Source organism: Stenotrophomonas sp. STEN056, from assembly GCF_056759635.1.
Genome location: NZ_JBRRDL010000018.1, coordinates 62067 through 82122, shown reverse-complemented (window position 1 = coordinate 82122; position 20056 = coordinate 62067). Strand labels below are relative to the sequence as shown.

Below are 20056 nucleotides of genomic sequence, written 5' to 3'. Positions count from 1 at the left end.
GTATCAAGCATGCCGCCTGTTGCCCCTCCCTTTGCCGCAGGCAAGGGGAGGGCTGGGGAGGGGTGCCTTTTCGAGCGCTCCCCCCACCCTGCGTTAGCATTCCCTTCCCGCATCACCGCAATCCCCGCATGCCCCACTACACCGGCCCCCTGCTCACCCGCCCCCTGCTCGACCAACTACAGGCCGCATTGAAGAAGGGCGCGGGCCAGACCACCGCCTCGCTCGACCTGGGCCGCAGCCAGGACAGCGTCACCCTCGACAACGACGGTTGGCAATGGCGTGGTCAGCACTACCCATGGCCGGGCAAGCTCAAGGACCGCACGATCCATTACTGGGATGGCGAAGACTTCAGCGCTGCCTCGCGTTTTGGCAGCGGCCTGTACAAGCTGGTGCCTACCGACTGGGGCGTGCCCACCTTCGAGATCGACGGCATCAAGATGCTGGTCAGCGCGAAGCTGTCACCGATGGACGATGCCCGCAGCAAGGTCGCGCTGGTCGCACCGCGCGGCAAACAAGTGCTCGATACCTGCGGCGGCATGGGTTACTTCGCTGCCTGTTGCCTGGACGACGGCGTCGCCGGCATGCATTCGTTCGAGAAAAGCAGCGAGGTACTGTGGCTGCGCACGCTCAACCCATGGTCGCCGGATCCGGATGCCGATTACGCGCGAGGCCGCCTGCACTTGAAGCAAGGCGATGTTTCCCGGGAGATCGAACACATCGCCGATGCCTCGATGGACGCCGTGCTGCACGACCCACCGCGCTTTGGCATCGCCGGCGAACTGTACTCGCAGGTGTTCTACGACCACCTTGCGCGCGTGCTGCGCAAAGGCGGGCGTTTGTTCCACTACACCGGCAGCCCCAACAAACTCACCAGCGGCCGCGACGTGCCGCGTGAAGTCGCCACGCGCCTGCAGAAAGCCGGTTTCAAAGCCGAGCTTGCGCTCGATGGCGTACTGGCCACCCGCAGGTAAGCAACCGGCCCAGGACGGTTCGCACATCAGCGGCAACCCAAGCCGTTCCGCGACAACCGCTGTACTTGCCGCAGCGCCCGCTGGAACCAATCCAAGGTGCACGCTTGGACGCGCACTGAATATAGGCACCAGATCGGCACCAAACGACAAAGGCACCGCATTGCGGTGCCTTTCCAGTTTGTGCGTGAAAACATAGTCTGGCCATCCATAGAAAGCATAATTTGACCAGCCCGGCTTACCCCATTGAATCAACCACTTACCTTGTAAATACCTAGTGTCATCAGACTGACTGGCTCTCGCCAGTAGGATTCCTCGTTGGCATCGCGTAGCTACGTTCTCTTAGTCCTAACCGGACACCATTGCGTCGCAATCTATGCGACCAGAAAGATCAACCATCAGCTCGATCCTTTCGATGGAGTCCCGTGATGACCATGCCAGATGAAAGAACTCGAGCTCTCCTTTGGGCTGGAAGCCTTCTTGTCGACATTGCGCAAGATGGGAGCCTTCCCCTGCCTCTTAGGCGCAGGGCGGTCGTTATCGCAAGACACTTCCCTACTATTGAAGACGTGTCATGGATGGCTGCTTCTTCAGGCCAATCCCCTTTCAGCATACCGATAGCTCGACCGCAAGATGCCCTATTGGAGACGAGCAGCGCGGACTTCATCCCTCTCAGGCATTCCACCAAACTCAACTGGCCAGATGATTAGAAAGCCACCTGTTGAGTTTTCCCGCTATTCCAATGACCACCTTGTTCTCTGAATCTTTACTACGGTGAATCGCCTATCGACGTGCATCATCGTTAGGTTGGTAACGCTTTGCCCCAAGCGGACGGTCTATGCGAACGAAAATCGGGCTTTTCCCGCTTGCAACAGTATCCGAGAAGCCTCCGCCGGATCCTACGGATACGTTAGTAAATGCCGTATCGTTCTCGCGCCCTATTCATAATATTCTCAACTAAGACTAAGCAAGACGTCGTCCTCTTGAATGCTGAAGGCGTAATCGTTTCCACCCGCATTCGCCACTGACCCTCTGGCCCAAACATACATACCAGGCGGCACATCAATCGCCTTTGGCGGACGCCGTTCTTGCCTGAGTGGCTTGGAAGTCCGTACTCGCCCTCCTCGAAGGTAACTAAGCAGCCCCTTCCCAGTTAGAGAAGGAGCATTGCATACCACACTGCAGGACAAGCTATTTTAGCTACGAACTGGTCCGAGAGCCGCTTGCAGCCCTTAGTCATCTCTTGCGATGTCTAGAACTTGGAAGTAGATCGCGTACTTTGGGTTCGGCTGTATGTTCTCCAGATTTCTGGAGATGGAGCCGACCGCGTGCTCATGGACCACGCCATCCTTTTCGTAGGTAGCCGAGAGGATAGAAGTCCCGTCTTTAAGCTTAAGCCCGGACTCGAGCTGAGCAGCCAGATTTGTTACACCCTGCAATACGGCCAGAGATGCCTGGGCACGAGCGAAGATTAGCTCAGGTGTTATTCCTCTAATGGCAGCAAGAATCTCGTCCACAGCCTCTTCGCTAAGCACAAGCTTGGTATGAGAATTGCCCTTGTCATCTTGACCCGAATAGCAAACTGCCCCCTTCTCATCCAGGAGTGGCAGTTTGAATTCGCAGCACTCGTTGTTTGAATCGAAATACGAAACCTTGACTCGGACCGGGAACGTAGCCGGCATCTTCGCCATCACACCTACCCGACCAAGATCAGCCAGCATCTGCTGCTGCAACTCAAGCGCTTGGCCCTCCCTAACCCTCATCGCTATTCGGTGCGTTCCTGCGCCCTCATCGAGCATACTGGTCAGCTGCTGCAAGGTGAATGTCTGTGGATACTTCAAATCCCACTTGATCCACATCCTCTCGCCTCCGGGGAGGATAAGAATGGGCGTCCGAGCCTTTGCCTCACCATAAGTCCAATCTTTGTGGGTCAGCTTTCTCAACGCCCCGGTCATGTGAAGCACTGTGCGCGCGCCATCTTTCCGCATCAGGTCGCAGGATGGTGTAACTACTAGAAGAGCCTCAAAGCTCTCCGCGCTGTAGTCTTTGTCGTCCAGAAGAGATCTCTTAAGAAGGAGATCACCAAAGCTCACAGGTATGCCGGTCACCGTAGATGGGACATTCAATCTCGCCGGATTCTGCCAAATCGTTCTCACGACAAGATCCTGAGTATCAGATGTACCGGAAACGTGTACCAACGGATATCGGCTTCCATCTATCTTATTGAGCTCTTTTGCTGCAGCAATCGTCTCTGCATCAGCTTCGATCTCGTACTGCAGCACTCGATCAAATACGTCGAGCATGTAGCTTCCTATTGGCTGACCTTCTCTGCTCAGCAGGAGCTCTCGGATATGGACATAGTCGGGAAGATCCAAGCGCCGCACTGTACGCAAGAATTCGACTTTTGCCTTGTCAATACCTTCATCTAGACGATGGATAAAGCTTGCCACACGAGTAGCATCCTGCTTGCTAGTAGCCAGCCGCTCAAGAACGCGCTCGATGCCCCCAGGAGCTAAAAGATCGTGCTTGCTATGCACTCTGAACATCGCTCCAATCAGGCCGGCATCGTCCCGAAAAGAAGTCTTGTGAGCCTCCAACACGTTACTGCTGGACATAAGAATTACCAGTGGTGGAGACATAGGACGCGCACTCAGCAGCTCCCTGATCATGCTGACTGATCTGCGCATGTCAGACCTGCGCTGAGCCGCGCCAAGGAACAGGTCTATGAAAATTACATCCTCACGCCCGACCTTTCCTACCGCCTTACGGCCCGCAGGCTTCGACTCGACGCCAAGATCCTTAAGACGGGACTCCAGTTGGACAAGAAAATTCCGGTCCGTCTCCGAGGCCCTTACGTAATCGTCGAAGAGCAGGTCCCAGAGCTGATCAGACAGCTTTCCCCTCAGCCCCCAAACAGCACTGACGAATTCATCAGAATCCTTTAGCTGCTCAGCACTGAGTCCATCATATCCAGGAAACACTCCCCTAATCAGGTCAGCCTCACTGGCCAGGTCATCGATGAAGCTCGGCCACCCCTCGTTCTCAGCAATGTCCTCTGCCAACGGAACCTCATCGTAAACATCATCGATGATCGCTGCAGTATGCACATTCATCTCTTTAAGCAGCTCTTCCATGCTCACTTAACCTTACTCCCCTCAGGCAGCGTCAAAACGAACGTACTCAATCTTCCGGTCCTCTCGCTCCCGTTGCCTGCAAGCTCTAAGGTACCCTCCAGATAGTTCGCGTTCTCGCGAGCAATAAAGAGACCAAGACCGCGCCGTTTTGACTTCTCTTTAAGCGACCAGAAGGGCCTGAACACCTTCTCCCGATGATCCGGCGCGATCCCTGGGCCGTTATCGCTGTATTCGATCTCCAGAGTAGTCGGATCCAAACTGATCTTGATCTCAGGGGTAAAGCTCGGCTCTCTCACGGCTTTCATCTGCAGCCAGTGCATGGAGTTCGATACCAGATTCTCCAAAATCTGAATCAGCATCCCTTTCACCAGCTTCACACGCACGGGATCGTCCGGAACGTCCAGCTCCATCCGAACACGATGCCGCTGCAACTGTGCGGAGTGTCCTTCCTTTAAATCCCTCAGTAACGCCACCAGATCGAATGCCTCAGATCGCTGGCGTCCGGAAACGCTCATATCATCGAGAACGCGAAGGCGCTTGGATACGCTCTTCATTTCAGCGCGAAGATTCTTAAGCCTTGACTGTACGTCCTGGGGAAGATCCTTACCTCGTAGTCCATCAAGTGCGGATAGCGCTCCTTCCGAAGCGCGGGCAAGCTCATGAGCGATTACCTCGACCATTAGGCCGACGCCCGCCATCTGAAGCATCTGCTTGCTGTCATTCTCGACTTGCTCAGCACGTTCCTGAGCACGAGCCGTGAGCTCCTTGAACTCCACGAAGGCGTGGCTCAGCTCATCAAAGACATCCTGCTCGTCCTTTGGAACAAGCTTCTTGACTCGCGAGAGCGCACTGTTTGCCCGAGCTTCAAGGCCCTTGATCTCAGCCTTGACGTCACCCAAGTTCACCGGATTCTTTCTGTACTTGCTGTCGACCTCACGGAAGAAGTCCCACAGCATGTCGCGGACAATATGCTGGAGCAGCCCGATGAACGCTGCCTGCTCCGGACTAGCACGCAGACCTTCTCTATTTGTCTGATCGAGAAGCCCTGGGTTCGCAGACCGCGAAATCTTAACCCTGCCAACAAACTGAGCCTTGTTCAGCACGTAACCGGAACGTCCGAGCGCCCTTCGATCAAGTCCGAGCCAGTCATCCTCGTCGTCACCGTAAGGAAACACTCGGAAGCCGTCACGGAACAGCATGATGCCGGACCACTTCCGCTGTAACTCCCTCACTTCTTTCTGATTTCCGATGGTATCAATGCCAGTTAGATACCGTCTGTTGTACCAGTACGCTTCGAACTCGAAGGGACCGAGGTTCTCCAGCGCGAATGACGGAATAGTTTGGCCCAGCAGGCTCTCTAGATCAGGGAGCGTAAGACACACGGAGTCTCTCTCAATGGGGTGTTCATAGCCCAAATTCTTGGCGACCAAGTCCACCACAAGCTCAGGCCCGCTCGCAGTCGCATAGAATTTTCCACTGAACGAGGCATGATGCGCGTCAATCAGCTGCCTGCTCATCCATGGAATTTCGATCCTGACTCCATTCCAGTGAAGAGCCACACGGGGGCGTCCCTTGGGATCAGCGAATGGATCAGTCAATCGAGCGAAGTCATATTGGGCCATCTCCATGAGCCGCTTCTCGGTCCAGTCCTCGGAGATGTCACCAATGGTTAGCGTGGTCCCGCTCCACTGAGGAGACTTTTTGTCCTCATTCGTCTTGTACGGATCGACGTGGATATCCTCGATCATCGCGTCAATCACGCCAAATGCACGCCAATCAACATCGAGGCGATTCAACTTGGTATCTTCCTGGCGCGCCGTGTGAACTGTGAGGGTCTCCCCTAATCTCATGGCGGAAAGTCGTCCAATTCCCTTCTCCCCAAGGTAGGGGGATTTCTCGCGCTTCTTCTCTACCGCGTCGTCCACAGCCTTCTTGCGGGAAGCAGTGCCGATAGTGAGGAAGTTGGCGCTCAGGTCGGCGAGAGACATGCCACTGCCGGTATCGGACACCATGATCGTGTTCTGGGTACGGTATGCCTGCTCAAGATCATCCAAGAAGCCCTCAATGGTGGTCGCACCACGAAGGGCATCCATGTATGCATCTAGGCGTTCTCTCCCCGCACTCCCCTCAAGAGACGATTCCACCTCGACAAGAAGGAGCTCAATGCCTTCCTTGAGCGACCCGCTTGAGCCAAGCATCCGTTCCGCTTGCTCTCGAATGCGTAGATACGCGTTCTTTCGTTGGACAATACTGAAGTGCACGTCTGCACCAGTGCGTGATCCGGCATCCAGCGCATTCTTGATCAACTCATAGAATGCAATAATGTCTGAACTAATTAACTCGGACCCGAGCTCGAGTACGGTTCTCGCAGAAATCTTGAACATCTACCTTCCCTTTAGACGCAAATCCATGTGTTCCGCCTACGCTGGCAAATCGAAAGGCCACACCAAAATGCTACGACAAGCGTATGAGATACTGCTCTTCACGACACCCGCAGCGCCACCTCCGTACCGCGTCATTCTATCTTTCAATCGGCGATCTATCGCCGCGGCAACACTAGATAGCCAAATCCTTAACTACATCAGATACATATTCGGCAATCAAAGAGATTTCTTGAGGGGTCGAGGTTCGGCCAAGGCTAATGCGCAGACCCTCGCTGGCCTCCTCTTCGGTCAAACCCAGCGACCTCAGGACTCTCGACGCCCTGAGTTCGCCCGCTGAGCAGGCTGATCCAGTTGAGATGGAGAGCTTAGGCAACAATCGATTCAACAGGTCGAGAGCATCCACCCCAGGAAACCGGAGACTTAGATGACCCGGCAGACGCCCTGAGATGGGGCCAATGAAACTCGGCTGCAGCCCCCGCTCATGGAGTTCATCTATCAGCTGGGTGGTGAGGGACGCTAGATGTGACACGTTCTCAACCATTGCCCTACGTGCTGCATCTGCGGCCACGCCAAACCCCACTGCCAAATAGGTGGGGACAGTGCCTGAACGGATACCCCCTTGCTGGCCACCACCGTGTATCTGAGGAACGAGCCTATGGTGAAGATCCGGATCAACCCACAGAGCCCCGATACCACCAGGGCCATAGAGCTTGTGCGCCGATAAGCTCAACGAGCTCGGTCGAATATCCTGCGCGGAGATGCGCATGTGAGCAGCGGTCTGCGATGCATCAACGTGCAGAAAGTGGTTGCCGGCCCGGACAGTAGTAGATATCTCATCCAGCGGCTGAACAGCGCCGATCTCGTTGTTGCCGTGCGCTATGGCAATAAGACATCGCCGTGGCTCCGTACTGCGCAGCGCATTGGCGAGAAGCGCAACGTCTACTAAGCCCGCCACATCATGCGCGATCTCGTGCACAGCACAACCACTGTGACGCTGCAATGCCATGGACGACTCTATGATCGAGCTGTGATCAAGTGAACTAAAGAAGACTTGATTCAAGCCATACCCGGCCAGTCCTTTTATAGCCAAATTGTTGGACTCAGTCGCACCTGAGGTAAAGATCACCCCAGCCGGGTCTGCATCAATGAGCTCTGCTATTTGTATTCTCGCGCCCTCAATTGCTCGTGCTGCCTGGTGCCCATGCAAGTGGATGGCGTGAGGATTGGCATGCCTAGGCCCAAGCCACTCCAGCATTGCATCCACTACTTCTGGAAGCGGGGGAGCTGAAGACGCGAAGTCAGCATAGATGGGCGTCGGTGACATTACTCGGACCTCACTTGTGACAAACTAGACAGCCGGCAGTGCCGTCAAATATCTCCTCCATTTCGACACCCGCGGGGAGTTCAACCCCCTGCCTTAGAGGGTTGACTCGAGCACGGGCACTTACGCGCTCTCTCCTTCGCTCAAACTCGCGCTCGATAGCCTCTACTCGTTCGGGCTGCTCTAGCTCTGCCAGTGACTCACGATCACTCCAGGTGAATGGGGAGCCGTGCTCCAATGCGGTTTTCTCATACTGCTTGGCTTCCTCAAATCGCTCAGGATGTTGCTGTTTGAGACGCACCCACTCAATCTTTTGCTGGAAGAAGCAGAATGTACATCCACTGCGAGACCGCCAGTCATAGTACTTGGGCAGCCCAACACCAGCACCATCGAGTAACTCCATCACACCGGCATGATCGATCCCGGCCTCCCGAAACGGAAGATGGACAGTGAGATTCCGATGGCCAGAATCGTATCCATCGCGATGATTCTCATCGGATCGGATCGCGACGTAGCTGTGGACAGTGTCGCCAGCATCAAGCCACGGCTTTATCCAGTTGCGGAAAGGCAATAGCTTCAGCTGCCGCGTGCACCACCGCGTTCTTGGCGAAGGCAGAAAATTGTTGTACTCCCGCAGCCAGAAGTCGAAATCACGCTGCGGATTGAGCCGCAGGATTTCTTTGCCCAAGAAGCCCTCTAGACTTCCCAGGAACTCGTATACCTCCGGAAGCTCTTTGCCCGTATCGGTAAAGAAGTACTTCAGATCGATCTCAGGGTGATTCAAGCGCATATAGACAGCGAGCGCAGCACTGTCCTTACCACCGGAGATCCCCAGAACGTGGTGCTCAGCCATGACCAGCCTCCGCTTCAATGCTCTCGTCAAGCAGCGATGCACCTGCCTCTGCCAAAGCAGCCAGATACAATTCCTTGGAAACCCTGCCACTTCGCACGGACGAAAGCAGATCGTCACGGATCTGAGAGATCACCTCTCGATCCTCCTCAGCGATATCGATGGTAGTGCTTACAGTCCGCTGGCCACCGAAGGCGACAGCCAATGCATGGCGACCCGATGGTCGCCCCTGGATGGATGCCAAAAGCTCCGCGCGCCTAAACTGAAACGCCCAGTCTGCGAGCTGCATTCCAGCCCGCTCGATGTCTTGGTCCGTAAACTCACGAGCTGCCCTGTTGGTGGCCAAGGACGCCAGGCTCTCATTCTGAAGGGATTGGCTGTCGTACTCGACCAGTCGAGACACAAACGCATCCAGCCGGAAATCGCCCATCTTGCCAAGTAGCGGCTTAGCTCGTGACCTCAGACGAGATAGGGGGCCAGAATGACCCAGTGACACAATCAGTTGATCACCGACCTTCTTCAGAGCCGAATCATAGGCGCCATCGAGCTCTTGGACCACCTCTACGATGACATCGACAGTGGCCGGTCCCGCCTTGGTCTTAAGCGCAGCAGGCAGATCCAGAAAGATCGTCTTCATAGGGTCTGACGCCCGCAGCAGCACAGCACGCACTGCTTTTGCAGAATCACTTAAAGCCGAGGTCTTGCGAGTCCACGCCGGGAGCGAGAATGCCCAAGCCACTAGTGCTCTTGCGGAATCCAGCGGATCAGCCTGCACTGGGCGTTGAACGATTGGCTCAAGCCTACGGGCGAGCTGGCGTAGCATCTTGCGGGACGACTCATCTATACGGAGCCACTTCCAGCCGATTCGCGCAGCGTCCTGCAACCACACGTCGGCGTCCGCGTCGCTCATCTCGGGCGTGAACATGCCATCGATATAGAGCGTCAGTTCACTTCTATGGGCAAGGAAGAACGCCAGAGCGAAGATGGGCAGCAGGCCCGCGCGAACGCCATAGGGCGCTTTTCGAGCCGTTTGGAAGAGCGAATCCAGGGTTATAGGCTCGTCAGACTCCAGGAGCTGAGCCTTCCATTTCTGCCAGAGCGGAACAATGCTTGAGGCGCCTTCTTCTTCAAGATGAACCAAGGAACGGAACCCATAACCGGCGTCTATCTGGCCGTGGAGGCGCAGCGGGGCTAGCACAGTGTGATAGAGCCCTGCTTCCGCCGGGTAACCCTCAAAGCCCAGGTCCCTATCGCCTCCGTTGGAGATCATGCGATGCATGAGCAGGCGCTGAGCCTTGGCCGAATTGGAAGATAGCGAGTCACGGTTGACCAGCTCACTGAAGACCTGAGGAGCGTGAGAGAAAGCCTTATCGCATACCTCACTCGCAATCGGAGATAGACCATCGTCCATGCTGGATTGAAGTATCTCGCCGTTGACGTGCCAAGCAGCGGAGGAAAAAGCCTCTCGAAGATCAGCGTCAAGCGTCAGTCGGGCATGCTCTAGGCGCGCGGCAATCTCTCGCCGCGCTACCGCATCAGCCTCGAGCTGGGGCGATGCACGTGAAACCTGCTCCAGAGCAGCTAGCTCAATAGCCTGCTCTGAGAGCCCAAAATGCAGCTTGGGGATACCGATGGCATCGAGTGAACTCTGGGTCTGAGTGGCCAAACGCAGAGCTTCGGCCTCAAGAGCCTGTGGCGGAGTGTCATCGTCCGGAACAAGAAGAATGAACCTCCCAGTCATCGGGTTCTGGGGAGAATTGATCAACTGCTCGGCTACCTTCGGCGTTGCGACTAATCTCTCAAACCAGCGCAACGTACCTGTGTGGAAGTAGTGCTTCCTGGCGCTCAGTGCTGGCAGAGATCCGACCTGCCTGAATTGCTGATCAATCGAGAGCGCTCGCTTTCCTTTAGCTTGTTCAACTGCTATTTCGATATCGAAGTCACTGCCGGCATAGATCGCCCACGCTGACAGGTGCTTCCGATAAACAGCGACGCTGGACTGCGACAGGTCCGCTAGCGCGACTGACAGGTCCTTTTCTGAGTAGCCAGGGACACTCTGGAACAGCACATCATTTGTCGCAGCAACGCCAGACCCGTTCCGGAAGATGTCGATGAGCGCGATAGTCTTGATCAGAGAAACATGAGGCTCTTGGAACCGCGCCTCCACTCGCTCAATCGCATCGGAAGCCACAGCCCAGCGATGACCATCGGCAGAAGCCAGAATCGCGGGCTCGAAGTTGACTCTGAGGTAGTCCCAAAAGCGAGCCGGTCCGTAAACGCCCGATACTTGGCTGGCTGAGCTGCGCAGGAACTCCTGGAATCCAAGTGGCTCAGCAGAGCTAAGAAAGCCGAAAACACTGCGCTCGTTCTGACCAAAGCGCCTGCGCGAGCATGGACCCAATAGCGCTGCGGTGACTGGGTGCAGTGGCCAGCATGCGTCGAGCGCCGCGGCGAGATTCGGCGGCGATGAGGGTCGGCGAAGATGGATTTGCTCAGCAATAGCTTTGCTCACCCGCATCGACTTCGGATGTGACTGCTCAGACTCTATGGCACCACCGATTAGCCCAATCACCTCGTCGGTACCAGCAACCACTGGGATATCGACAAAGCGGCCTTGAACCTTCGCCCATTCAGCCTGCACGCCACGGTGAGAGCGCCCCACATACCGCTCAAAGGCTTGGTGCAGCACGCCAACGATGACGAGCTTTCCTTCACTTCGGCTAGCTGCCTCGGCAAGCTCCTGCAGCAAATAGATGTCCTCTCCAGCCGCGGCGGCGGCCTCAAGGAGCTTCCCCATCTCATCCAGGATGACAATCACGCCACCGATATCGCTGGCGTCAGCGCGCTTAAGGAGCTCGGCCACGACGTCGCGCCGCCCTTCGCGCATCCGCTTGGCACCCCGCATCGGCGCGTATTTGTCGATAGACTGGCTGAGTGCAGTCTCAAGCGATTGTCGTCGGCCCACCAGAGGGATAACCGTCCAGGGCTTACGCCCGCCGAAGACGCGAGAGACCCCATCACCGGGATTCAGACGAAGCGCTACCTTGGCTCGTTTCCTAATGGCGGCTTCTCCGCCAGCGAGCTGCGCTAATGCAAGCGCAAGCGTAGACTTGCCGCCGCCGTATGGGCCAGTCCAAGTAAAAGCTCGCTGCTGAGAAGTGCTGACATACCGGGCGATCGTTTCGAGTGCGAGCTCACCACTTTCATGCAGCACGTACCCGTCGAGCGCATCCTCTCGGCTCAGGTCAGACTCAAGCTGAACAGACCTCTGAAACCGCGCGGCGACTCGGACCGGGGGTCTGACATTACTTACCATATGCCTTCCTAAACAGACTATTTGAGAGATCGGACTTTGTTCCGCGTAGCTGCCGACTCACCTGTCGAACACCCGCTGTGTCAGTCCACCTCAACTGCCCGTCGGTGACGTCCTCCAACGCCGAAAGACGCTCACCCACACTTCTCTCGTCGAGCTTGAAGACCCTGCCTGGAGAGCCGTATTCATGAGAGATTGCCTCGAAGGACAAGGTTGCGCGGCCTGCACCGAGACTTTCCTCACGCGTATCCCAGAACTCAAGCAACGCCATTGCAAAGATCTCGTTAGGCAGCGAATTCTGTGCTCCCCGCAGGAAGGTGAGCCCACCGCCCGCACCTTCATTGAGAAGCCCTAACTCGGCCAACAAGGGCTCTGCAGCGTCATCACCGCCTCTACCGTCTCGCTTGCTCACGTAGCAGCGAATACAGACCTCTACGTCGCGCTTCAGCGTGACCTTCGACGTCTTATGGCCTGCTTGCTCTACGGCCGCCCTTAATGAGTCAGTGAGTGCATCCGCATCGAAAACCTGCTGAGCAGTCTGATTGAATACCCACCACCACGTTGTCGATCGCTTCGCTCGGCCAGAAAGCAACCAATGAATCCACCAAGATGTCGCGGGTTTCTCCAAGTACGGATCGAGGGCTTCAGGCCCGAACAGCGCATGCCCGGTTTGCGCAATCTCGATCTTGCCGTCGCGGGACTCGCTTATGACGTCGCACGCAAGCGCCCAATGTCGGATCGAGGCCACCATGTTCTTGCCAACACCAAACCGGCGAATGCCGACTTCAGAAGCAAAGACCTCCTTCGCCGGGCTCCCTAGCCCGTCCGTGGCTGCGTCGTATGCCTTCCGCAGCCATAGCTGCCTCAGAGGGAAGGTCTCATGGCCGGAAAACTGAACGGCGGTTGGAAGTTGGATAGATGTCATAGCAGCGAGTCTACTGGTGGACTCCACCAGTTCAAGTTGCTAGCTGGAAAATTTCACCAGGAAAACAGACCACCTGAGAAGAATGAGAACTCATGTCATTGATTTATAATAAATTTTCTAAAACCCCTATTTCTATCCATTGAGCCCCATCCACTAGTCGTCGGGGCTGCATTGAGAAAAAGGTCTAGCCAACTGACTCCATCACGCGCGCCGCGCCCAGCTGCTGTGCATCAGCTAGTTGGCTATGAGGAGGCCACTTCAAGTGTTGACACGTTCTCCGCGTCCCAAACAATGACTCAGCATCAGCCCTTGGGTTGCGAGTCGCTATCTTCTAGAAGAAGCAGGACGTACTGCTTATCCACATCCGGATTGATCTCGATGCTCTCTAGAGAGTTCGTCAAGGAGATATCAAATCCCAAGCTACGAAAGAAGTCTGCATGCTTCGCGGGGATAGGCTTACCACTTGACCCATCGTGGCCTGTGCCATCGATGTTGACCGAGTAAAGTTCCTTACCCCCGCCGGCTCGCCTTGCATAGACATGAGCATGACGTTGCGTCATTGCACTTGTTCTAGGGGCATCCACACGATACGAATTCGTAGTTCCGGGGATTTCCTTATAAGTGTGGTGCTCAAGTGAGATCTTGAGCTGCTCCAGACGGCTTTCGCGCTCGGCTTCGGCTTCGGCTTCGGCTTCGGCTTCGGCTTCGGCTTCGGCTTCGGCCAATAGTTTCGGGAAAATATCCTTCAATCGCACGCCACAGACTCCTTGTCAGATCAGACGCCGTGATTATGCATCACCCTTTACGCGTCTGCTTGCTGACGCTGCCTATGCCGCTAAATTAACCGCATGACCTGAGCAGGAATCGGTGGTCATTACAGAAGAAGCTCCACTCATACCATTGCAGCCCTTCATATACCCCGGGCTACCTATGTGCCCTTACCTTTCTTTTGCGAGATCTATCTGCCAACCCGCAACAAGTACAGTTGCAAAGGCAAATCCCACAAAAATCCATCGCCAGTCAGCATCCCGTATAAGTAGAGCCAGCCCGATCAAGAAAACAGAGAACAAAAGAAGCGCCATGCCGAATCTGTAGCGCCGAACGTTTCCTTGAGGCCTGGTCGGATACGAAATGACTCTACCGATCCGAGCACCCAGCGACTGATGATCGACATCAAGTCCCCGCAGCTGTTTCCGAATCTGCTGAATCTGCTGCGTCGACAAATGGGAATTGTTACCTTCGCTCATTTCACCAACCTGAACGTAGCCCGCACCTGCTCAGCATCGATACGGTTGTCCGTACAGAACTGCGCGTAGAGAGTGCGAAGCAGATCATTTCGCTCGGAAGTGGAGGTTGGCTTACCCCGCTCCCCCATCCATTCCTCTATCAGAGCCAGAAGGTCAAAGATCAGCTCCCACTGAACGCCTGGGGCCGTGTGCCTCCCGGTCAGCAACCAGCAAATATCCACCCCGGCTTCTGAGACCCGGGCAAGGTAGCTGGCATCGGGCTTGGTGCTATCGGCTTCATAGGCAACTTGGGTCGGCTTGCTGACCCCGCCGATTTCCGCGAGTGCAGACTGATTCAGTCCTAGACGGAGACGCTCCATCTTAAGATTCTTTCCAAAAAGTCGAGATTCTTGTCTTTTTGCACTCATTGGATCATATTGTAAAGAGTCTTGCTCCCTGAACCCAATTGCCATGCATCTGACACTACAGGATGTCCGAAACGCCTTTGAGAATGGCGGGATCTCAGTCTCCGACTGGGCCGACGCGCATGGGTTTCGCCGTGAGAACGTGTACGCCCTGTTGTCTGGTCGCACGAGGGGGCGACGGGGGCAAGCCTATGAGATCGCGGCCGCACTTGGGCTCAAGCAGAAGGTCGACGCCGTCCTACGCAAAACGCAAGCAACTTGTAACCCGCCTCTGACAGCAACCGCCAAGGATTCCTCCATGAGTTAGCCAATTTTTTGGAGGATGGAAAAGCAGAAGCCCCAGCTGGCAGGCTGGGGCTTCTAAAAGACTAGCATTGATCGTGCTGTCCTGATCCTACCCCTCCCGACCCTGAACCTCAAGCCCATGCTCCAAGGGAGGACGGCTGCCGCCTAGGCCACCGCCCCCTCTGGAGTCTATCGGCGCGCTCACGCGCGTCAGCTTTCAGGAGACTGAGCTTATGCGCCCAATGGAGCTCAAGCTGGATCAATACTTCGTTCACCATCAGCTGGTTGGGCCAACCGCGGACTACATTCGTCGCGCGAGCCTGGGCTTGGCGCGAGACATCGGCACAGGCGGCTACGCAAGTCTCGTAACTGAATACCAATCGAGGAAGATGGGGGTAACGGTGAATACCGAGAGTCGGACTGCCGAGTGTCTCTACGCCATCTACTTGGATTTTGATTCAGATGTAGAAGCATTTTTCGAACAACCACCTAGCGTGGACTGCTATCGGACTACGAAGCAGGGCATACGAAGGCTGAGCAACTACACCCCAGACTTTTTGGTACTGGGAAAATACGGGCCATACGTCGTACAACTAAAAACCGAGAGCAAACTGATCTCGCTGGCCACCAACTCAAAAGACTGGATTCAGGAGAAGAGCGGCGCTTTCAGAGATCTACCTGCCGATCGAGCATTCGAAAGGCTGAATCTACAACACACGGTTGTTTCTACTGCACAGCTCAGCAAGAGGCGCGGCGCCAACATCATGCTTCTGCTGCAGAGTCTCGACCATCTACAAGACGATGAAAATCTGAGTGCAAGGGTCGCGAGATACCTCAAGGAGAATCCTGTTGCTCGGCTGCAGGACTTAGCAGACGCAGTCGGCCTTTTAGATCAAACACCGCTGTTAAGACTGATCGCAAAGCATGAGATCTTCACAGACCTTGAAGCATTTTCCCTCACAGAATCCGATGCATGCTTTGTCAGCAAGCGTCCGGACCTGCTTCGTACAGATGTCTATGATGCTCTCGGCCACTATCGGCGCTTGGCACCAGGCCAAGCAGAAGCATGTGCGTCACAGGACGAGCTTCCGCTATCAAGGCATCTTGGGAAAGGAATAGACATCGTCGATCGACTCGATGCCGGCCTTAGCGGGCGCAGCGCCAGACGATGGCTGAATAAAATTCAGAAGGGTATGGAGAAGGGGTTGAGTCGTGTCGCGGCCGCGACACCCAATCATGGAAAATCCGGAAATCGAAGCGCGAAACGACCCGAGATAGTTCTCGCATATGCAGAGCACTGCATCCGAAGCAGCTGGACATCGGTGGAGAAGCCAAGCCCAGCAAGCTTGTGGCGAGAGTATAAGGCAGCAGCTGAAGGTTGGCATCCAGAGTACAGGCGCCTTTCACACCCTACATTCTCAAAGCTTCGGAAAAACTTGGCTGAGGAACTCTCGAAAGCGCGGGGCGGTAAACGTGCCGCGAATGCTGCAGCTGCGCCGACCAATGTGGATGATCGTGCGCTCAAATCGACCCGTCCTTTTGAGATGGCGTCCTGCGATCACTACTTGGTGGACTTGGAGTGTATCGTTCTGGAAGCCAATGGCATGCGTTACACCATGCGTCCATGGCTGACCGTTCTTCGAGATTGCTACACGAAATCAGTGCTCGCCTTTTGGTTGACTCTGAAGCCACCAAGCCGACGGAACTGTGCGCTAATCATTCGCCAGTGCCTTCGGACTCACGGACGCCTGCCAGAATCCATCATCGTGGATCGAGGTGCGGACTTCAGATCAAATTATTTTTCGGGGCTGATGTCGCATTGCGGTATCCATCTTATTCTTCGTCCTGCCGGACATCCTAGATATGGCTCTGAGGCCGAACGCTTTTTTGGGCAGTTCAAGGAACTTTGGCTTTCCTTCAGACCCGGGAACCGAACCAACATCAAGGAAGTGCGCTCAGTATCAGGCTCGCATCGACCTCAGAAACTAGCCACGCTATCACTTCTGGATTTGTGGGAGGATCTAGTCGAGTTCAGTGCATGGTTCGATCACTACACGGTTCCGTCCAGCCTTGCGTCTCCCTCTGTCCTGGCTACCGAGGGACTCCAGAAGTTCTCATGCTCTGGGCGGGCTATTCCCTACGATCAAAAGTTCTTGATCGCTTCCGCCGTGGATGACAAGTCCTACAAGGTGGATCCCAGACGAGGGATTCACATCGACGCTTTTCATTTCTGGCACCCAGATCTTGCGTCTTGCGGAGGACGGTCGATCCCCGTTCGACGTGATCCGGAAGATCCCTACCGGATCTATGCACTTATCCACAGCCGATGGACAACATGCAAATCCTCAGCTGCACCCGCTCATGACGCAAAGAATCCGCTCAGACAGATCGTCGAAGGAATTGTCATGCTTGATGGTGCCGTATTGAGGGATACGGCTCGTGATGATGCCGATCGCAATCTGATCAATGTAATTAACAAACGTCGAGCCTCCTCGACGGTCGCTATCGAAGAGGCTGACTCTGCTCCTATTCCTAGCCTGTTATCTCCCGCTCCCAGCATCACCTTTGATGACCCATTCTCGGCTATCGCGGCTCAGGAAATGGAAGAAACGGAGGTGAGCCAATGGTGACTACGAATGCGATGCCAGATGTACTGGATGCCGTGAAACGCCTCAAGATCGAACATCTTAAGTACAAAAATATGAAGCGCAGAGTGTCCTCGGTCCTTCAGGCAATGTTCTTGGGCGAGCTTGCCGTGATTGCAGGGCCTCCTCGCGTCGGCAAGACGAGGAGCGTTCGAGATGCGCTCGCTATCTCCGATTCTCCCCAGCCGGATGAGAACGAGCTAATGCCAGTAGTGATCGTGGAGGCAGCAAACGAAGGCACAAGCGGCGAGTTCTCCACGAAGGGCTTCGCAATGGACTGTTTGCGAGCGATTCGCCACCCAATCTTCGGTATCGCAGATGAGAATGACCCTTGGGAAGTAAAGCTCAACGAACGTCTTGAACGCACACCCGAGCGGCGACTGTGGTCTGCGTTCGAGCAAGCATTGATTCTTCGAAAAACCGAGTACTTTGTTATCGATGAGGCCCATCATGTCCGCTATGTTCGCGGAGGAGACGAGGCCGCGGCGAAGGTTCTCGACTCATGGAAGTGTCTAGCCAACATCGCGAAAGTGAAGCTTGTTCTGATTGGTTCATACAAATTACTTCCACTGATGAGCCTTGCACCTCACCTACTCGGGAGGCAGCTACCTTTGGAATTCGCCCGCTACAAATCGAGTTCTATAGATGACATTCGAGAGTGGGAGAAAGCGCTTCGCCGCTTCTCGGAGCTCATTCCCTTCAATGCCAATGAATCGCTCAGCACTTGGAATCGGTATCTTTTCGAAGGCTCAATGGGACGAATCGGCGGCCTCTCATCCTGGCTAAGGGGAGCATTGGCAAAAATGATCGCGGAAGATGCTGACCGAATGACGATTGAGTTTCTTCAAGCCAGCCGGATGCCGGCCCAGCAAGAAAAGATGATTTTTGAAGAAATCATCGAGGGAGAGAATTACCTGTTACGGCAGCTGACCCCGCTTCCCATGGGCACCGAACAAGCCCGGGAGTCGAAACCAAGTACTAGGGTAAGCAATGATTCAAAAAGCCGCGGCACTCCGTTTAGGCGATCTCCAAAACGAAACGTCAGAGATGGGAGGGCGTGAAGCATGCTATCGCTACTTCCTCTCCCACTTCAAGGGCGTGACAGCTATAACATCGAGGCACTCCCGTCGTACCTGTCCCGACTCGGGACAGCCCATGGCGTTACACCTGGCGGCCTACTTACTTATCTATTGAATGGAAGCAACGCCGGACTAGCATTGAGTAGAGCATTGGCTGCTCAGCCGTTCGCTGCAAGCGTACGTCCCAATGCTACAACCGAGAACATAATCAAAGCACTAGCACGCGCTCGTTGCGAAAGCGATTGCCAGCTTAGGCGCAGCACTTTCGTCCACTTGTCACCAGCCCTTGCACGCTCCCCAAAAACGTACAGCAAGCACCTGCGTTGGTGCCCTGGCTGCTTATACGAGCAGACACTGGGACAGGGCAAGGCCTATCTCAAGCTGGCCTGGTTTTTGGAAGACATCCAAGCTTGTGAAATTCACCGCGTCGTACTCCGTAATACATGCCCGTACTGTGAACGCGCACCGCGCCCATGGTCGGGATGGCCTGACTTCACACGCTGCCAGCAGTGCAAGGGACGCCTGGACATGATCACCTCTCGTGATCAGCTGGACAACGATCCCATATCGTTCGCTCCCGACCTTATCGGCATGGTCCAAGATCTCTCCACTCGGACGACCCCCTATCCAGTCGCTTCAGTGAACCGCTACGTGGATAGCGCCTTTAGCGAGGCATGGGCCAGCCAACGGGAAGAAGCTCTCTGGGCGAAGCTGCCCCGCGACGAGTGCATTCGTTACGCCTCTATGGATGAGCCCATCACACTCTCAGTTGCAAGGCGCATTGCCTTTCGGCTGGAAGTGCCACTGCTGGAGCTCTTGGACTGCGCGCGACCAACGATTCGATCGTTCGGGTTCGCCTCTGAAGCCCCACTCCCCGACCTCCTTGAACAGAGAAGCAGGCGCACTCGGATTGATAAAGCGGATCTGCTGTGCAAACTCAAAGCAATCATAGAGGCCAAAGAGGAGCCTCGCTCACTGAGAGACGTCGCGAGGCGTCTTTCGGTCTCAGTTGGTGCCCTCCTATACCACTCCCCAGATCTCGCAGCCCTGATAGTTCGGCGCTGCGCCGCAACAAAGACCGCTCAAGGGATCAGAACGAAGGCACTGGCTTCCGGAGCGGTCTCCAATGCAATACATAGCCGAAGCTCCGCTGGAGAGCCCTTGACGCGAAAGACGCTTCTTAGGGACCTTTACCGGCAAACCGGTCTACCCAAAAACCTGCTACGAGCGGAGATCAGTGCGCAATTCGGATCCAGCTCGAAGAGGACCAGCTATGCTTGCATGCAATGAAAATTTGGCCGATCCGGACAACTTATGCTTTCACGCACAAGTTCTACAACCCGCTGATCTGCATGGTGGGCCCACCAGGATTCGAACCTGGAACCAAAGGATTATGAGTCCTCTGCTCTAACCGTTGAGCTATAGGCCCGCGCGACGACACAGTGTAGTGGAGCCGGCGGTGGGCGACTACTTCCGGCGGTCCGGTTTCGCAGCCGCAACG

At 55.4% G+C, this 20056-nt stretch carries 15 protein-coding genes and 1 tRNA gene; 6 read left to right on the top strand and 10 right to left on the bottom strand.

From position 1 onward, the window contains the following. The first annotated feature begins 128 nt into the window (after window positions 1-128). On the top strand, window positions 129-971 hold the full coding sequence (locus ACVOLO_RS11235; protein WP_481570369.1) for a class I SAM-dependent methyltransferase: 843 nt from the start codon (window positions 129-131) through the stop codon (window positions 969-971). Window positions 972-1396: 425 nt separating this feature from the next. Then, the gene (locus ACVOLO_RS11230) at window positions 1397-1678 is read left to right on the top strand and encodes a BPSL0761 family protein (RefSeq protein ID WP_481570368.1); all 282 of its coding nucleotides are present in this window, start codon (window positions 1397-1399) and stop codon (window positions 1676-1678) included. A 522-nt stretch (window positions 1679-2200) separates the two neighbouring features. Here ACVOLO_RS11230 and ACVOLO_RS11225 read toward each other — a convergent pair. The 9 genes from ACVOLO_RS11225 to ACVOLO_RS11185 all read right to left on the bottom strand — a co-directional run bounded on the left by ACVOLO_RS11225 (window position 2201) and on the right by ACVOLO_RS11185 (window position 14501). Continuing rightward, entirely contained in the window at window positions 2201-4102 is a 1902-nt protein-coding gene (locus ACVOLO_RS11225) for a hypothetical protein (protein ID WP_481570366.1), read from the bottom strand. Window positions 4103-4104: 2 nt separating this feature from the next. Next, the gene (locus ACVOLO_RS11220) at window positions 4105-6486 is read right to left on the bottom strand and encodes a sensor histidine kinase (protein ID WP_481570365.1); all 2382 of its coding nucleotides are present in this window, start codon (window positions 6484-6486) and stop codon (window positions 4105-4107) included. Window positions 6487-6658: 172 nt separating this feature from the next. Then, window positions 6659-7810, bottom strand: coding sequence for a cysteine desulfurase family protein (locus ACVOLO_RS11215; RefSeq protein ID WP_481570363.1), 1152 nt, complete (start codon window positions 7808-7810; stop codon window positions 6659-6661). A 10-nt stretch (window positions 7811-7820) separates the two neighbouring features. Continuing rightward, entirely contained in the window at window positions 7821-8660 is an 840-nt protein-coding gene (locus tag ACVOLO_RS11210) for a phosphoadenosine phosphosulfate reductase domain-containing protein (RefSeq protein ID WP_481570362.1), read from the bottom strand. Then, the gene (locus ACVOLO_RS11205; RefSeq protein ID WP_481570360.1) at window positions 8653-11871 is read right to left on the bottom strand and encodes a hypothetical protein; all 3219 of its coding nucleotides are present in this window, start codon (window positions 11869-11871) and stop codon (window positions 8653-8655) included. The genes ACVOLO_RS11210 and ACVOLO_RS11205 overlap by 8 nt, the downstream gene beginning before the upstream one ends. Before the next feature lie 91 nt (window positions 11872-11962). Continuing rightward, window positions 11963-12895 (bottom strand): DUF4007 family protein, encoded by a 933-nt coding sequence (locus tag ACVOLO_RS11200; RefSeq protein ID WP_481570359.1) that lies wholly within the window; start codon window positions 12893-12895, stop codon window positions 11963-11965. 302 nt (window positions 12896-13197) lie between these two features. Next, window positions 13198-13650, bottom strand: coding sequence for a hypothetical protein (locus ACVOLO_RS11195; protein ID WP_481570358.1), 453 nt, complete (start codon window positions 13648-13650; stop codon window positions 13198-13200). A 183-nt stretch (window positions 13651-13833) separates the two neighbouring features. Further along, the gene (locus ACVOLO_RS11190; RefSeq protein ID WP_481570357.1) at window positions 13834-14142 is read right to left on the bottom strand and encodes a hypothetical protein; all 309 of its coding nucleotides are present in this window, start codon (window positions 14140-14142) and stop codon (window positions 13834-13836) included. Further along, the gene (locus ACVOLO_RS11185; RefSeq protein ID WP_481570356.1) at window positions 14139-14501 is read right to left on the bottom strand and encodes a helix-turn-helix domain-containing protein; all 363 of its coding nucleotides are present in this window, start codon (window positions 14499-14501) and stop codon (window positions 14139-14141) included. The genes ACVOLO_RS11190 and ACVOLO_RS11185 overlap by 4 nt, the downstream gene beginning before the upstream one ends. Before the next feature lie 91 nt (window positions 14502-14592). Between ACVOLO_RS11185 and ACVOLO_RS11180 the strand changes: the two genes are divergently transcribed. The 4 genes from ACVOLO_RS11180 (at window position 14593) to ACVOLO_RS11165 (ending at window position 19845) form a co-directional block, all read left to right on the top strand. Further along, window positions 14593-14853, top strand: a complete 261-nt coding sequence (locus ACVOLO_RS11180) for a helix-turn-helix domain-containing protein (protein WP_481570355.1) — start codon at window positions 14593-14595, stop codon at window positions 14851-14853. Window positions 14854-15073: 220 nt separating this feature from the next. After that, on the top strand, window positions 15074-17461 hold the full coding sequence (locus tag ACVOLO_RS11175) for a Mu transposase C-terminal domain-containing protein (protein WP_481570354.1): 2388 nt from the start codon (window positions 15074-15076) through the stop codon (window positions 17459-17461). Then, window positions 17455-18537 (top strand): AAA family ATPase, encoded by a 1083-nt coding sequence (locus tag ACVOLO_RS11170; protein ID WP_481570353.1) that lies wholly within the window; start codon window positions 17455-17457, stop codon window positions 18535-18537. The genes ACVOLO_RS11175 and ACVOLO_RS11170 overlap by 7 nt, the downstream gene beginning before the upstream one ends. Window positions 18538-18540: 3 nt before the next feature. Next, on the top strand, window positions 18541-19845 hold the full coding sequence (locus ACVOLO_RS11165; protein WP_481570352.1) for a TniQ family protein: 1305 nt from the start codon (window positions 18541-18543) through the stop codon (window positions 19843-19845). 63 nt (window positions 19846-19908) lie between these two features. On the opposite strand, the gene ACVOLO_RS11160 is transcribed toward ACVOLO_RS11165, so the two are convergent. Beyond that, a tRNA-Ile gene (locus tag ACVOLO_RS11160) sits at window positions 19909-19984 on the bottom strand. Window positions 19985-20056: the final 72 nt, after the last annotated feature.

Excerpts from the sequence above, each read along its gene's own strand:
- ACVOLO_RS11235 (WP_481570369.1), top strand. The coding sequence starts at position 129 with ATGCCCCACTACACCGGCCCCCTGCTCACCCGCCCCCTGCTCGACCAA.
- ACVOLO_RS11230 (WP_481570368.1), top strand. The coding sequence starts at position 1,397 with ATGACCATGCCAGATGAAAGAACTCGAGCTCTCCTTTGGGCTGGAAGC.
- ACVOLO_RS11225 (WP_481570366.1), bottom strand. The coding sequence starts at position 4,102 with ATGGAAGAGCTGCTTAAAGAGATGAATGTGCATACTGCAGCGATCATC.
- ACVOLO_RS11220 (WP_481570365.1), bottom strand. The coding sequence starts at position 6,486 with ATGTTCAAGATTTCTGCGAGAACCGTACTCGAGCTCGGGTCCGAGTTA.
- ACVOLO_RS11215 (WP_481570363.1), bottom strand. The coding sequence starts at position 7,810 with ATGTCACCGACGCCCATCTATGCTGACTTCGCGTCTTCAGCTCCCCCG.
- ACVOLO_RS11210 (WP_481570362.1), bottom strand. The coding sequence starts at position 8,660 with ATGGCTGAGCACCACGTTCTGGGGATCTCCGGTGGTAAGGACAGTGCT.
- ACVOLO_RS11200 (WP_481570359.1), bottom strand. The coding sequence starts at position 12,895 with ATGACATCTATCCAACTTCCAACCGCCGTTCAGTTTTCCGGCCATGAG.
- ACVOLO_RS11190 (WP_481570357.1), bottom strand. The coding sequence starts at position 14,142 with ATGAGCGAAGGTAACAATTCCCATTTGTCGACGCAGCAGATTCAGCAG.
- ACVOLO_RS11185 (WP_481570356.1), bottom strand. The coding sequence starts at position 14,501 with ATGGAGCGTCTCCGTCTAGGACTGAATCAGTCTGCACTCGCGGAAATC.
- ACVOLO_RS11180 (WP_481570355.1), top strand. The coding sequence starts at position 14,593 with ATGCATCTGACACTACAGGATGTCCGAAACGCCTTTGAGAATGGCGGG.
- ACVOLO_RS11175 (WP_481570354.1), top strand. The coding sequence starts at position 15,074 with ATGGAGCTCAAGCTGGATCAATACTTCGTTCACCATCAGCTGGTTGGG.
- ACVOLO_RS11170 (WP_481570353.1), top strand. The coding sequence starts at position 17,455 with ATGGTGACTACGAATGCGATGCCAGATGTACTGGATGCCGTGAAACGC.
- ACVOLO_RS11165 (WP_481570352.1), top strand. The coding sequence starts at position 18,541 with ATGCTATCGCTACTTCCTCTCCCACTTCAAGGGCGTGACAGCTATAAC.